Origin of the sequence: uncultured Kiloniella sp., assembly GCF_937128705.1 — a bacterium.
Lineage (GTDB): Bacteria > Pseudomonadota > Alphaproteobacteria > Kiloniellales > Kiloniellaceae > Kiloniella.
On record NZ_CAKZMP010000015.1, the window covers coordinates 1 to 14582 of the forward strand.

Here is a 14582-nt window from a genome sequence, read left to right on the forward strand (position 1 = left end):
AATGATTTTGTCATAGCCTGTGCAGCGGCACAGGTTCCCGGCGAGCCAGTAGCGAACTTCGGTCTCGGTCGGGTCGGGGTTCTTTTCCAAAAGGGCCTTTGCAGCAACAACAAAACCCGGTGTGCAAACACCGCATTGAAGGGCGGCGTTGTCCAAGATTTTTTGTTGAACAGGGTGCAGTTCAGTGCCTTTGGCAACGCCTTCGATCGTGCCGATTTCATGGCCTTGCGCTTCTGCGCCGAGCATCAGACACGAACAGGTCAGGCGGCCATCAACAGTGACAGAACAGGCACCGCAATCGCCAGAGGCACAGCCTTCTTTAGAGCCCGTCATCCCGAGCTTGTCGCGGAGGACATCGAGAAGAGTTTCTTCGACATCACAGACATATTCAACGGCATCGCCATTGATGGTGGTGGAAACATGAATACCGGACATTGTTATTTCTCTCCCCCGTTAGAGGCTCTTGCATTGGCTCTCTCAAGAGCAATCTTGGCGGCGCGGGTTGCCAGAACACCAGCAACCTTGGTGCGGAATTCGATGGTGCCGCGCTTGTCGTTGATCGGCTTACAGGCAGCCGATGTGGCCGCAGCCATTTTTTCCAGCGCGGCATCATCAAGCTTGGTCCCGATCAAGGCTTTGGCCGCGTCTTCGACCAATAATACCTTGATGGCAACCGCGCCGAGGCCGACACGGGCATCGGTGCAAACGCCGTTGTCATCCAATTCCAGACTGACACCAACGCCGACAACGGCAATGTCCATTTCTGTGCGCGGAATAAAGCGCAGATAGGCATCACCAGCTCGTTTCGGGCGGGCGGGCAAGAAAACGCTTTCAACCAGTTCACCCTTGGCAAGAGTGGATTTTCCGGGGGCAACGGGAATGTCGATTACCGGAACGTCGCGACGACCATTGGGGCCGACAACGGTGGCGATTGCATTGGCGGCAACCATACCCGGGACACTATCCGCAGCAGGACCACAGTTACACAGGTTTCCGATCATGGTGGCGCGGCCCTGGACTTGTGTTGATCCGATAAGATCAGCACCTTCCATAACACCGGGCCAAAGCGCACAGAGGCCTTTGTGTTCGTTCATCTCTGCCGAGGAAACGGCCGCACCGATGCGATAGCCGCCATTTTCTTCGGTAATAGAGGTCATGGTCGGGATGTTTTTCACATCGACAATCAGATCAGGCTCTACCATGCCTGAACGCATTTGTACCAAAAGGTCGGTGCCACCCGCCAAGACGCGGGCCAGACCTTCTTCACCTGCCAACAGGGCAGCGGCGGCTTCTACGGTTTGAGGGGATTCATAACGCATGTGTATCTAGATCCATCTGTATCATCTCTGGTGTTTCATTCTTGGCTGACGTGTTGTTTTATTTTTATTGGGTTGTTTTTATGCCTCTGGCCAAATTTGGCACGGGGTATCAACCTGTTTATTACTTCTCTTTACCTGTTAGATAGGTTGCTTGTTTCATTCTTAAACATCAAGCAAACAATACGCACCCTATTTGTTCAAATTATTTGTCGGTTCGCAAAACTTTTTTGAAATATTTTGTCACTTTGGAACCGGAAAAATGTGCGGCTTTGGAGAATTGAATTCTGAGAACTGAGTTCTGACCATTAAAAATAGAAAGAAGTTTAACTCAGATCATTAAGCAAGGCCTTGGAAGATTGGGCTTGTTAGGCAAGTTGTTCGGCCAGAAAGTCAATCAACATGCGAACTTTCAGGCTGGATGCTGCACCCCGGGGATAGACGGCAAAGAGGTCAAGCGTTGGAATGGTATAGTCAGGTAAGAGAATTTCCAAACTGCCCGCGGGGTGATCGTTGATGTCGTGTTCCGGCAACAGGCCCAAGCCGTGGCCCTTTAAGATAAATTCTAACCGCGCCCCCGCGTTGTTGGTGTGAACCGGGCCTTTAATTCTAATGGTATAACGTCGATCATCTTTTTTAAGCGTGATGAGACCGGAATGCCTGCTGTAAGTTACCCAGTCATGGGTGGCCAGATCTTCGGGTGTTTCTGGCTTTGGTCTGTTTATCAGATAAGGGGGTGCGGCGCAGATACGGCGCACCGTACTACAGATTTTCTTAGACATCATGTCGGAATCATCCAGGGGGCCTGAACGGATGGCAATATCGTACCCGCCCTGGATCAGATTGGTGATTTCATCTGTCAGTTCGATATCCAGTTCAATGCCCGGATAGGTCTGGCGAAACTGGCTGAGCAGGGGGACAATACGTTTGAGGCCAAAGTTCGTAGAGCAGGTCAGCGAGATACGGCCAACGGGCTGGTCGCTGAGGCTCTGGATCCGGCGGGTTGCTGCTTCGGCTTCTTCGCTGATTAACTTACAAGTTTGATAATAATCCTCTCCGGCGCTGGTCAGGCTTAAACTGCGGGTACTGCGGTGTAACAGCCTTGCTCCAAGGCGTTCTTCGAGCAGCTTTATCTGGTGACTGACCGCGGCACGCCCCAGATCAAGTTTGCGTGCCGCGGCGGCAAAGCTGCCGCTTTCGACCACACGTGCAAAGGTTATCATCCCGCGAAGGTCGTCCATTGATCTGGTCCTTTTTCATTACCGATTTATTCATATGGGCTAAAGCGACTGTAAACTTGCCCCTGTAAACCTTTCGGTACAAACATATTGTCTAATATAATTAAACAATATGTTTGTTTCCAGATGTATTATCTTTTTTGATGAGACGAATTATCTTGTGTTCAAGCAAACAAAATTTTTGTTTTTGGGCGATAAAAGAAAGACTTGAACATGAAAATACTGATGATTGTTACCTCACACGAAGATTTCGGCACCAGCGGCAGAAAGACTGGCCTTTGGTTAGAAGAATTTGCGGCACCCTATTATCGTTTCAAGGAAGCCGGGGCAGATATTACAGTGGCATCCCCTGCGGGTGGTCAATCGCCTATTGATCCTGCAAGTCTGGGCGATGATTTCCAAAGTGATGATACACGCCGTTTTAATGAAGACAGTGTGGCTCAGGATCTTTTGGCAAATACAAAGCCATTGAGTTCCATTAAGGCAGATGGTTTTGATGCTGTGTTTTACCCCGGTGGTCATGGGCCGTTATACGATTTGACTGATGACGTTCATTCGCTGGCATTGCTGCGTTCTTTCAATGCGGATGAGCGGCCAATTGGTACTGTCTGTCACGGTGTAACCGCCCTGATTAAAGCAACAGATATGAATAATACCCCGATTGTTGCCGGGCGTGAAATCACTGGCTTTACAGATAGCGAAGAAGCCGCCGTTGGTGCGACAGATATTGTCCCCTTCTCTGTCGAGCAAGAATTGACAAAAGCCGGGGCAGTGTTCCGTTCTGCAAATGATTGGGCTGATTTTTCTATCCGTGACGGTCATTTTGTCACCGGGCAAAATCCGGGGTCTTCTGATTCCGCCGCCCGCTTGTTGCTTGATGTGCTAAAGGCCTAGGGCGTTAAGCTATTCGAATATCTGAAGGGGCAGGGTGTGACAAAACAGATGTCCAGCTACCCCTTCAAGAATTTTGGATCAGCACTATATGTGATCCGTACTTGATGAAACATCCGATAAGAATTTGATTATGAACAAGCTATATAAGCCTCTTTCCTTTACCCGTGGTCCGGCTATGAAAAACCGATTTATGCTGGCGCCCCTGACCAATACGCAAAGCCACACGGATGGAACACTTTCCGATGAAGAGTTTCACTGGTTGACCATGCGTGCCAAGGGTGGTTTTGGTCTGACCATGACCTGTGCGGCCCATGTCCAAGCCAATGGGCAGGGGTTTCCCGGACAGTTGGGGGTGTTTTCTGATGATCATCTGCCGGGGCTTACCCGTTTAGCAAAGACCATCAAAGCCGAAGGTAGTTTGGCTATTGTTCAGCTACATCACGCAGGAATGCGCTCGCCAGCTGATCTGATCGGCACAAGCCCGGTCTGTGCGTCAGATAATGTCGAGCATGGCGCGCGTGCTTTGAGTACGCCTGAGGTCGAGCAGTTGATCGAAGACTTTATTGTTGCCGCTGAACGGTCTGAAAAGGCTGGCTTTGACGGGGTCGAAATCCATGGCGCACATGGTTATATTTTAGCTCAATTCCTAAGCCCAACAATTAATCAACGTGATGATCAGTTTGGTGGCAGCCTTGAAAACCGGATGCGGCCTATTCAGGAAATTATTACGGGCATTAGACAGCGTTGTGGGGCTGATTTTAATGTCAGCTTGCGTTTGTCACCTGAACGTTTTGATATGGATCTGGGCGAGGTTATTCAGGTTGCAAAAGATATCTTTGCTGCGGGGGAAATTGATTTTCTGGATATGTCCCTGTGGGATGTCCGCAAGGAACCCGAAGATGAAGCCTATAAAGGCCGTCCCCTGATCTCGTACTTTACCGAGCTGGATCGTGGAGCTGTAAAGCTGGGCGTTGCGGGTAAAATCATGACCCAAGCAGATGTCGAGTACTGTCTGGATGCGGGGGCAGATTTTGTTCTGATTGGTCGGGGCGCAATCTTGCATCATGACTTTCCCGAACAGCTGGCAAGGAACGCTGCCTTTACCCCGGCAAAGCTTCCGGTCAGTAAAGAGCACCTCGAACAAGAAGGCTTGAGCGAGAAATTCATTACCTATATGTCCCGCTGGGAAGGGTTTGTTCAGGCTTAGGGTTTCTGGATTTCTGGACCTGAATTCTGGAATATGTGACCTGAAAGTACAGGTGCGGATATTTGGCTGTTTTATCCGCGCCTGTGATTTTTCCGACCTGTAATTTTATGTCTTTAGTGCTCATTCGGGCCTTAGCTCTATTTTTTCCTTAAAGCTTTTGAGGTTATGCCTCTTACTCTTTCTCTTGATCATGCCGCCATATTTTACGGTTTTTGGTCCTGTTGGTCGGGGCGTAAGGGCGGTAAAACAAAAAATCATGAAAAATATTCATTTTTCTGTTATGATTAGGGGCATAAAAAGAAAAGGGCTGATCATAAGATGGAAAGCACTTTAAAGCATTTGCGTAAAGGTTTGGGATTACTATCCACACTTTTTGTCATGACTGTTGCGACAATTTCGTCGATGTCTTTGTCTGTTCCCGCACAAGCGAGTGACGAAAAAATCACTGTAACAGTCGGCGAATGGCCGCCTTTTTTATCTCAGGAATTAAAGGGAAATGGCGTCGTTGCCGAGATGATTGTCGAGATTTTTGCTTCGCAAGGTATTGGTGCCGAGCTAACGTTTTTACCGTGGGGAAGGGGCTATCACGAAGCTTCTCTTGGTCAGTTTCAGGCCATGGGTGTCTGGATGCACAAACAAGAACGCGAGAACGATTTTCTTTATAGCGACCCGGTTCTCAAAGAACAGTTTGTTTTTTTTCATCGTAAGGACAAGCCGTTTAATTGGGAAAGTATGGATGATCTGAGGTCCTATCGACTTGGTGGTGGCATCAAATATAGCTATGGCCCTGAATTGGATGCCGCCTTGGCTGATGGCAGGGTGATTATGGACCGGGGCGCGAACGATAAGGTGAATTTTCAAAAGCTGTTAACAGATCGTGTTCAGATTTATCCCCAAGAAATGTCGGTTGGCTATTTTGCCCTGTCCCGAGATTTCTCGCCCGAGGAACGGTCGTTGATTACCCATCACCCAAAAGCGATATTGAATAACCTGAGCTATGTTCTGTTTCCAAAAGCTCTGGAAGGCAGTGCCGAGCTCGTGGCCCGATTTAACAAGGGTCTAAAAGAGTTCCGAGAAAGCGGTGAGTATGAACGTTACATGAACCGCCTGACGGATGACGAAACATCTTGAATTGAGCTCTTTTTGAAGAAGAGAGTTTAAAAAAGGTCAAAACAGTTTCTCGCCAGAGAATAATATTTTTTTGTTGATCGCATAGAGATAACATTCTGCCGTGGGCGATCTAATCTCGCAATCTCTGAGGGCGTTATGTTGCGCTTCTTTTTTTGCAGTGTTTATGGCTAGTGCAGAGCTCCCATCATTGCTAACCACAAAAGCAGCATGTTGATGTGCTTTTACCTTTGAAACTCTTTGGGCATAATGCATTAAACTTATTGACTGCCCAATTGTTAACTCAAAAAGTTCAGGTTTATAGTACTTGATAGCCTTAGGGTAACTCGCTTTTGCGGGATGAGATGCTACTCTTAGTTCTGGGGCTATTTTCTGTTGAGTAGCTGGATCGATTAAGTTTATCCAGACAATTTCTCTTCCGATGGCAAAGAGATAACATTGGTCACCGCACTCTTTTAGTGCGTTTACTTGAGCTTGAGAGGCTGCGTTTTTATCTTGGGACAAAAAAGATGAAACAGATTTACCTGTTTTAGGGTCAAGAGCCATTGCAGTCCCAAGGTATTGATTCCCTATTCCTTGCTCGTTGATGTAACGTTGGAAAGCAATTTTTATGTTCTTGCTATAAACGAGACGGCTGGTGCCGATTTTTTTGTTTAATTGTTTAGTTTTTGAACTTGCGAGAGCATCTTGATACCATGTGAATTGCGCGATAATTAGAGCTATAAGTGCAAGTTTTAAAAGATTTATTTTATAGAATGGCATGTGTGAAACTATATATTAAAGGTTTTGCTTTTTTAGAGTTATTAATTCTTCTCTGTGGTCTGTATGTACCTGAGTAGTATTTACTATAGTTACCCAAAGTTAGAATTGCCAGAGATAAGAACTTTTTGAGGCAGTGTTAGGTTTTATATAGTGTCGATGTGTAAGCTGTTACCGATAATTCAGAAACTTGCACCTGTATCATCAAAGGAGTGGGCGAAAGCTAAGTCCTTATTTTCTGCGCGATCTTATCAGGCCGATGAGGCTATCTTTTCGGCTGGGGATAAACCCAAAGGCGTGTACTTTCTGACCCATGGCATCGGGCGTTATTATTATATTGATAGCGAAGGGCGAGAGAGAAATAAGTCGCTGGTCAAAGCGGGTGGGGCCTTTGCTAGTATTTCAACCGTGGTAAATGCAGAACAGAGCCCTTTTTATGCGCAGACAATTACCCCCTGTAACACGGTGGTGATTGACTATGATGACTTGATCCGTCTTTCGGATGAAAACAAAAACTGGGCGACGTTTGTTCGCCGTGTTTATGAAAACCTTGCCCTGAAAAAAGAAAATCGGGAAGCTGATTTTTTAATGAAATCTGCACGTCAGAGATACGAAGGTTTTCTTGATGAATTTGGGGTACAAAACGATTTGATACCCCTGCGGCATGTTGCGATGTATCTGGGAATTACTGATGTCACCCTATCCCGTATTCGTCGCGAAATGGGCATGATCTGAAAAGCACTGTCTTTTAACTCCCGAACATTTAACTCCTCAAGATTCAATTCCCCAAGATTTAGCTCTCCAAAATTTAACTCTCGGGTATTTACGCCTGCGGCTTAACATATGTTAAGGCACCAAGCCCTTGCCTTGATTACAAGATCCGTCAATCCGTTTGTTTACGAAAACACTCATTTCTTGCCGGGGATATCCGGCGTGATGACCTTCCATTATCGGAGTGATGTTATGAAAAAACTGCTGCCACCCGTTCTGTTTCTCATTTTTGTGGTCCTTATGGCGGTGTTGTGTTGGCAACAGGAAAGCCCCCACGCCGTTCCTGACGGTTATAGCCTTTTGGCAGTTCCATTTATCGCGGGCGGTCTGGCACTGGCCTTTTCCGGCAGTTGGCTGTTCAAGAAAAAACGCACCAACATTATGACCTTTGGTCAACCGGATCTATTGGTGACAGAGGGGGTCTTTAAATGGTCCAGAAACCCAATGTATCTCGGCTTTGTGATTGCGTTGCTTGCTTTTGCGGTTTTGCTTGGCGGTGCCTATAGCTCTTTCGCGCTTGCCCTACTGTTTGTTGTGGTCACTGACCGCTGGTATATCGCCTTTGAAGAAAAGGTCATGCGCGACAAATTCGGCACGGCGTACGAGGCATACTGTCAAAAAGTCCGGCGATGGATTTAAGCCGCTGTCCTTAAAGGGGGGAATGTTATCAGTTGCATAGGTTTTGAGCGCTTACTGATAATTACCTTATAGGGTGATCTCTTACTCCTTATAAGACGGGTCTGTTTTGTCCAGCATGGATTTCAGGTGGTCGAAGTGGGCGAAGGATGCGTCGCTGTAATCTTCCCAACTTTGGGCGGTTTTTTCGGCGATTTCGTCACTCATGATGTTGAGATCCTGTCCGGTGGAATAGGCGAGGACCAACGTTTTCGCCGCGCGTTCCAGAAAATAGAGATCTTCGAATGCTTCGGCGACCGTTTCGGCGGCAACGGAAACACCGTGGTTGCCCATCATCATAATGGACTGGTTGCCAAAGGCGCGGGCGATGCGCTGTCCTTCTTCGGCTTCATCGGCGAGGCCGCCATAGTTCAGGTCGATAGATATGCGGTTAAAAAAGCGGGCGGTATTCTGATCAATGGGTTTGATGGCGGGGTCTTTTAGTGTCGCCAGCACGGTGGCGTAGGTTGGGTGACAGTGTAGTAGAACCCGCGCATTGGGGGCCGCAGCATGCACGGCACCATGTATGCACCATGCTGTTGGGTCTGGGGCATTTGGCCCGTTCATAACATCGGGGTCATCGGCATCTAATAGCAAGAGATCACTGGCCCTGATGTCTGAAAAGTGTTTCCACTTGGGATTCAAAAGAAACTTTTTACCATCTGCTGATACAGCGGCAGAGAAATGATTGCCCACGGACTCGTGCCAGTCAAAATGAACCGCCAAGCGAAAAGCGGCGGCGAGATCAACCCGAAGCGCCCATTCTTTTGTATCAATTCCTGCGTGGGGAATGCCCTGTAAGTCAGAGGTTCCGATGCGCTGATTTGTGGCCTGATTTATGGGCTGGGTCATCTTCGTTTCTCTTTTCAATATCTGATCATTCATGAGCCTGATAGGTCAGGCAGAATTGGTCAAGCTGTTTACATCTATCCCCGATCCTTTGATGCCCGCATCTTCTGGGATATTTTCTTATGACGTGTTAAGGGGGAGTTTGCTTCGGCGTGATAATACCTTTTGCCTTAGAGACCCTTGAAAGGCACACTACGGCCAGTGTTTATTCTTACCATTCAAGATTTTTCCAAGATTGTTCATGACAGCTTTATTTGAAATTTTTCTCAAGATCGGGGCGCGGGATTTCCTGCCCTTTTATCGCGATCTTAAAGCCGCCGGGCATATCCGGTCGGCTGCGGTTTCCTATTATCTTTGGCGGTATTTGCTCTACAGTCTTTTGGCACTTGTTGTCGCGGGGGTGATCTTGTGGGTTATGGGGGCGGTTGTCTTTAGCCCGGCAAGCGGGTTTTCGTTTAATCCTGATCTGACAATTCCGGTGATTTTTGGAACCTTGATCGCGCTTTATATCTGGTGGACCCTGATCGAAATGGTTGGGGATATGGTTCATGTCTATAGCCGTGGTCAGGTGACGAAAGCCAAGGTCATGGGGACAAAGTCGCGTATGGGGCGCGGGTTTTATGTCTTACTTCGCTTTGAACATCAGGGCGAAACAATAGAGACAAGCTTTGCCAAGCAGATAGGGCAAAAAAGCTATTGGGAAGCCTTTCCCCATGATCATCTGGACATAATCTATGCCGAAGACAAGCCAGAGCTTGTGATGCCTTATCAGGCTGATCGTTTTGAACAGCGGTGTCTGGATAAAACACGCGATATACCGCAAGGGTAATTGGACTTATCGCCCTTGGATGGTTTTAGGGGATGCCGTTCCGAATGATCTGGGAATTGGGTATGGTTTGGGCGGACTGTCAGTTTGTGCTTATAACAGGCCGATAGATTTGTTTGCGACCAAATTCGCGATTGGGAAAAGAAAGATGAAAAAGGTCTCCCTTTTTATCTGAACGAGGTTAAGATACAGAACAAGAAGACTTATGTGTTCATCAGATGGCACAAACAATAGACAGTGTGTGGGGGCAAAAGCCGATTAAACTGACTTTATCTATGGGGGTAGATAAATAAAGAGCCAGTCTTTGGATTAGCCAAAGAGACAGGTTTTATAAGCCTGTCATCGGAAAGCTGTCGTGTTTGTGAAAAGTGTGCAAAACGGGCGGAGTAGAGGTTGCCAGAAGAAAAAGTCAGAGTTTTAAAAGAGGGCTTGCCGTCGTTACATGATATGGAAACAGATGATCTGGTCGATTATCTGCTTCGGGCGCGGCAAATCTTTGTTACCAGTCTTACGAAAAAAAATCCCCCCCTTGATGAGCGGTCACTTTTGTTAGAGACAGCAAATTTTGACGAAGCAGTCAGACGTATTCTTTCTGAAAAATCATCTGCTGCTGATACATCTGGTGAAACCACAGATATCGTGGATGACAGACCTGAGGTCGAAGAAAGCAGTGGTGTTGACGGGGCTTCTCATGTGGCTTCGCGGGCGATTGACCTTGATGAACCGGAAACGGTGTCGTCAGAAAACTCGTTCTCTGACGTTTCTTTGGACAGTTATTTGTCCGAGCGGGATCAAGAAGATGAAGATGTTTTACTGTTGGAAGAAAAACCTCTTTTTGCTGAACAGCCTTTGTTAGAAAAGTTGACAAGGCCGCGCACATCTTCTTCCTCTTCTTCTGGTGTCCCAGCAGAATCTGGCGCCCTAAGAGACGCAGGCAGCTCTGGAACGTCTTCTAATAGAGAGGAAGTATCCAGAACCAGACCGGGAAGTACTGATATCGGCATGGAGCAGGGGGGAATTGATCTGGATGATTTTTCACCTATGGATGAGCGAGAGAGGCGTGAGAAGGATCGCCGAACAGAGCATCGGGTGGGTCAGGGAGCTAAAAGCCCCAAACGGGACAAGGATATTGATTTGCATGATGAAGATCGGGATCCGTCACCTTATGTGTGGGACAGTGACGTTGATGAAAGATCTGGCGGTGGTTTTTTAGGGTTCATTAGCGGTCTTATCGTTTTGGCCGTTTACATTACCTTGCCTGCCTTGGCGCTTGTCTCTCCGCTGTTGACCCCGGCAATGGCGTGGGAAGAATGGATTAACCTTTCAATTTTGTCGGGCATTGTGGTGGTGGCTGTTTTGATCTGTGCCTTATTCAGTCGCTATCGTTTCCGTTATGCCCTTTACGGGGGCATGGCCTTTGCCTTGTTGAGTTCTGGTGCTCATTATATTCCTCAAGTGCGAGATTTTGTGGAAAATGAAAAGATTGTCTTGCCCATGGCATCGCACTACCTGATCGAAGGGTATTTTCAACTTGCCGAAGAAAGCCAGCTTCCCCTTAAAACAGGGGCGGTTCAATTGCAGCCAAACGAGTTGAATTACAGTCGCTTACAGCGGGTAAATCTCTTTGTGAAGGAGGTTGACGCATGGCTGGAAAATTGAAGTCGCTATGTATGGTTTTGTCCTCTGCCAGCCCGTTATGCCGCTTTTTGGTGCTTACTGCCTTGCTCATTTTTGTTGGCGTGACAGGGCCTGTTGCGCGTGCAGATGTGATCGGTCGGGGAGAGGGTGATCATCAGTTCCTTTTGTTTAATAAGCTTTCCTTCACGAAAACGGTGTGGGGAGAGAGAGCTGAACCCGAACCCGAACCCGAAAAAATTAAACAGAATACGTTTTTACCAAATATTGATTACAGCTATCGTTGGCGTATCGAAAACGGTGGGGCCCAGGCAATAACGCAGGGGCAAGTGATCTGGAATATTCAGGCCAATACCTTTTTGCCACTGCCGCCCCATCCCGGCGGACGGGCGCGGTTAAGTGAACTTTCCGAAGAAAGCTGGTCACAATTGGCGCTTTATGATGTGAAGCTGAAACTGATCTTTCACGGAAAAGAAACGCCGGAAGAACGCTATGGGATCGTGCTTGACCTTGGTATTCCAAACAAACCCGGTGAGAAAAGCTGGAGCATTACAGTACCTAAACGGGTGAGCTGGGATAAACTATTAACCCGCTATCAGGGACCGGGGGCAAACAACGGGATCTATGTGTCTTCGGACGAAGCAAGAGCAGTTGTTGGTCAGGCCGGGGAAGAAAAAGAGTTTGTGGTCGAAAGTTCGTGGCTGGTTTCGGCAAGAATGAGTACGGTCGCATACTTTGACGATCTGTTGCAAAAGCGTGTGGACTGGCGGGCAGAGGTGATGGTGCGCACGGTTGAGGCTCAGATGAACTCGCTAGAACGGATCACCAGTTTGCCTGTCGAGAAAATCCGTCAGGCACTGGCCGTGACACGGGTTGAAATCAATCGGAATATCGCGGCTGTTCCCGAAGCTCTTCGGCGTCTTTATGATAAGATGAACAAGGGTGTCCCGGATCGTTACATCAGCCCGGTACGGCGGGATTATTACCATGCAGAACGCACGCGCATTTATGATGACGCTGTCGCAAAACTGGAACAGTTAAAGCCAGGCCAAATGATTGATGATTATCCCACGTGGTTTGATGCGAAAGTTCAGGAAATCGGCCTGCAGTAATTGGCTTTCTGTAAAATATGCTGGGATTAGGTGAAACAGACACGGCAAGATGTGTTTGGAAACTATTTACCAGTTGGGTAACTCATTCAAGATTTGGAATGGGTTGCCAATCTATTGTGTATATTCGTCTATCATGTACAAATAATAAAAAACAGGTCAGCCCAATTTGGGCCGACCTGTCAGAAGTAAACGCTAAACTCATAGAGTTTATGGCGATTTAATCAGGCAGAGCGTATATTCCCGAGGAACGTCTGAATTGATGTGCTGAGAACGTTGGACTGGCTGGTAAGATCATCTGCTGTTGTCAGCATATTACCCGCAGCGTGTTCCGTGTTCTGGGCGGTTTCGGACGTTTCTGTCAGATCCTGACGCATGGACTGTGCAATGCTGGACGTTTCTTCTACTGACCTTGCTATTTCCGATGTTGCCGCAGCCTGTTCCTGTACTGCCGCAGCAATAGCTGAGGCAATTTCGTGAACACGCTGGATCGTCGTTGTAATACCTGTGATGGCCTCTGCGGCTTGCATGGATGCTGCCTGTACACCATTGATCTGTAGTGCAATTTCGTCCGTCGCTTTGGATGTCTGGTTCGACAGGTTTTTAACCTCGCTGGCCACAACGGCAAAGCCTTTGCCAGCTTCGCCGGCGCGTGCGGCCTCAATCGTGGCGTTCAGCGCAAGCAGATTGGTTTGTTCCGCAATATCGGTAATCAGGCCGACAACTTGACCAATTTTTGTGGTTGATTCTGCCAGTTCTGACATAATGCCACGTGTATTATCAGCTTGTTTAACGGCTTCTTGCGTTACGTTGGTTGACTGTTCAACCTGTTGACCAATTTCTTTGATAGAGGCGGAAAGCTCTTCGGATGCCGTGGCCACGGTTTGTACATTTTCTGTCGCACGGGTTGCGGACTGTGCAGATACATCACATTTGCCTTTGACCTCACTGGCAGCCTGTCGCATGGATGGGGCGGTTTTTGCCATGGTATCAACAGCTTGATCAACTTGAGAGATAACACTGGTTACCTCTTGATCAAAGCTGGCAATAAGATTACGCAAGGTTTCTGCTTTTCTCAACTGGTCTTGTTGCGCGACTTGCTGTTCCTGATTAAGGCGCTCATTTTCAATCAATTGATCCTTAAAGAAGAGAACAGCGTTGGCCATTTTGCCCAATTCGTTGGTCGAATCAGTGTTTGGTACATCGATGTCTCGATTACCATTTGTCAAATCTTCCATAACAGAAGTTAAACTCTGGATCGGGCGGGATAAAAGGGTGCTAATCCACCAACCAATGGCAAAAACAATGATGGCCGTGACCAGAATAACAACGGCCATGACAAGGGTCGTTTGTTTTGCATTGGAAATTGTTTGTTCTTTTACCGCGTCAAAATCAGTGGTCACTATCTTTTTCATTTTATACAAGGCGGGGATGCCTTCTGAATAGACCGTGCTCAGTGTTTTTTGATGCTTTTCTAATATGAGTTTCAGGTCAGCTAATTTGTTGAATGAATCTTGATATTTAGCTAATAGATCCTTGATTTCTTTGGCATCATTGGCTGCAATTCCAGATGCTCTCATTACGATTTTAAATTCATTAATTTGTTCCCCAATACTATCAATAGATTTGGGATCAAGCCGTAAAAGAAAGTTTTTTTCATGACGCCGCATCATCAGCACTAATACTGTCAGGTCAGAATTATAGAGCCTTTCTAAGCGTTCTTCTACGTTATGTACTGCTGTACGAAGTTCACCTTGTAAGCCACTTGATTCGTTTAAACCTATGATTTCAAGATTATGCACAACTGTTTTGAATTGCTCTTCATAAACCGTAGATAGATTTTTCAGATCGTCAACATAACCAGTAAATTCAGGAGTGTTTTCTTCTGTTTCCAGTTCACTTAGGTATTTGTTTATCTTGGACATAACTTCTGCGTGTTGGACAACGTATTTTTTATCCAACCGTAATAGAAAGTCTTTTTCATGACGGCGAGCATTCAGGAGCTCTTTGTCTAGGCTTTCTCCGAGTTCCAAAACATGGCGTGCTTTGTCCTGATTGGAAATGTATCCGTTTCTAATTTGGTTGCTAACGAGATAAACGCTGCCGATCGCAACAAAACCGATAAGGGAAAGGACGCAGATTGCTAAAATTTGGAATCGTAGGCCAAGGTTTGTA

14 protein-coding genes are annotated in these 14582 nt (G+C 47.2%); 8 read left to right on the plus strand and 6 right to left on the minus strand.

What is annotated here, in order from left to right:
• From Q0241_RS01000 to Q0241_RS01010, 3 genes are all read right to left on the minus strand, one after another.
• On the minus strand, positions 1-435 hold a 435-nt coding region (locus tag Q0241_RS01000), incomplete at its 3' end, for a (2Fe-2S)-binding protein (RefSeq protein WP_299371700.1).
• 2 nt (positions 436-437) lie between these two features.
• The gene (locus Q0241_RS01005) at positions 438-1319 is read right to left on the minus strand and encodes a xanthine dehydrogenase family protein subunit M (RefSeq protein ID WP_299371703.1); all 882 of its coding nucleotides are present in this window, start codon (positions 1317-1319) and stop codon (positions 438-440) included.
• 365 nt (positions 1320-1684) lie between these two features.
• Positions 1685-2557: a LysR family transcriptional regulator gene (locus tag Q0241_RS01010; RefSeq protein ID WP_299371706.1), complete on the minus strand. Its 873-nt coding sequence runs from the start codon at positions 2555-2557 to the stop codon at positions 1685-1687.
• A gap of 210 nt (positions 2558-2767) precedes the next feature.
• On the opposite strand from Q0241_RS01010, the gene Q0241_RS01015 reads away from it, so the two are divergent.
• The 3 genes from Q0241_RS01015 (at position 2768) to Q0241_RS01025 (ending at position 5786) form a co-directional block, all read left to right on the plus strand.
• Positions 2768-3448, plus strand: coding sequence for a type 1 glutamine amidotransferase domain-containing protein (locus Q0241_RS01015; RefSeq protein WP_299371708.1), 681 nt, complete (start codon positions 2768-2770; stop codon positions 3446-3448).
• A gap of 130 nt (positions 3449-3578) precedes the next feature.
• Positions 3579-4655 (plus strand): NADH:flavin oxidoreductase, encoded by a 1077-nt coding sequence (locus tag Q0241_RS01020; protein ID WP_299371711.1) that lies wholly within the window; start codon positions 3579-3581, stop codon positions 4653-4655.
• A 318-nt stretch (positions 4656-4973) separates the two neighbouring features.
• Positions 4974-5786, plus strand: coding sequence for a transporter substrate-binding domain-containing protein (locus Q0241_RS01025; RefSeq protein WP_299371714.1), 813 nt, complete (start codon positions 4974-4976; stop codon positions 5784-5786).
• A gap of 36 nt (positions 5787-5822) precedes the next feature.
• Here Q0241_RS01025 and Q0241_RS01030 read toward each other — a convergent pair whose 3' ends face one another.
• Positions 5823-6545, minus strand: coding sequence for a hypothetical protein (locus Q0241_RS01030; protein WP_299371717.1), 723 nt, complete (start codon positions 6543-6545; stop codon positions 5823-5825).
• 156 nt (positions 6546-6701) lie between these two features.
• Here Q0241_RS01030 and Q0241_RS01035 point away from each other — a divergent pair, with 156 nt between their 5' ends.
• A complete protein-coding gene (locus Q0241_RS01035; RefSeq protein ID WP_299371738.1) occupies positions 6702-7277 on the plus strand; it encodes a Crp/Fnr family transcriptional regulator in 576 nt (191 codons plus the stop codon).
• 108 nt (positions 7278-7385) lie between these two features.
• Entirely contained in the window at positions 7386-7952 is a 567-nt protein-coding gene (locus tag Q0241_RS01040) for an isoprenylcysteine carboxylmethyltransferase family protein (protein WP_299371720.1), read from the plus strand.
• Between the two features lie 81 nt (positions 7953-8033).
• Here Q0241_RS01040 and Q0241_RS01045 read toward each other — a convergent pair whose 3' ends face one another.
• Positions 8034-8840, minus strand: a complete 807-nt coding sequence (locus Q0241_RS01045; RefSeq protein ID WP_299371723.1) for a class II aldolase/adducin family protein — start codon at positions 8838-8840, stop codon at positions 8034-8036.
• A gap of 238 nt (positions 8841-9078) precedes the next feature.
• On the opposite strand from Q0241_RS01045, the gene Q0241_RS01050 reads away from it, so the two are divergent.
• The 3 genes from Q0241_RS01050 to Q0241_RS01060 all read left to right on the plus strand — a co-directional run bounded on the left by Q0241_RS01050 (position 9079) and on the right by Q0241_RS01060 (position 12410).
• Positions 9079-9666 (plus strand): hypothetical protein, encoded by a 588-nt coding sequence (locus Q0241_RS01050; RefSeq protein ID WP_299371726.1) that lies wholly within the window; start codon positions 9079-9081, stop codon positions 9664-9666.
• A 390-nt stretch (positions 9667-10056) separates the two neighbouring features.
• Entirely contained in the window at positions 10057-11322 is a 1266-nt protein-coding gene (locus Q0241_RS01055) for a hypothetical protein (protein WP_299371729.1), read from the plus strand.
• Positions 11307-12410 (plus strand): hypothetical protein, encoded by a 1104-nt coding sequence (locus tag Q0241_RS01060; RefSeq protein ID WP_299371732.1) that lies wholly within the window; start codon positions 11307-11309, stop codon positions 12408-12410. Before Q0241_RS01055 ends, Q0241_RS01060 begins: the two co-directional genes overlap by 16 nt.
• A gap of 221 nt (positions 12411-12631) precedes the next feature.
• On the opposite strand, the gene Q0241_RS01065 is transcribed toward Q0241_RS01060, so the two are convergent.
• A partial coding sequence (locus Q0241_RS01065; protein WP_299371735.1) for a methyl-accepting chemotaxis protein occupies positions 12632-14582 on the minus strand: 1951 nt, incomplete at its 5' end.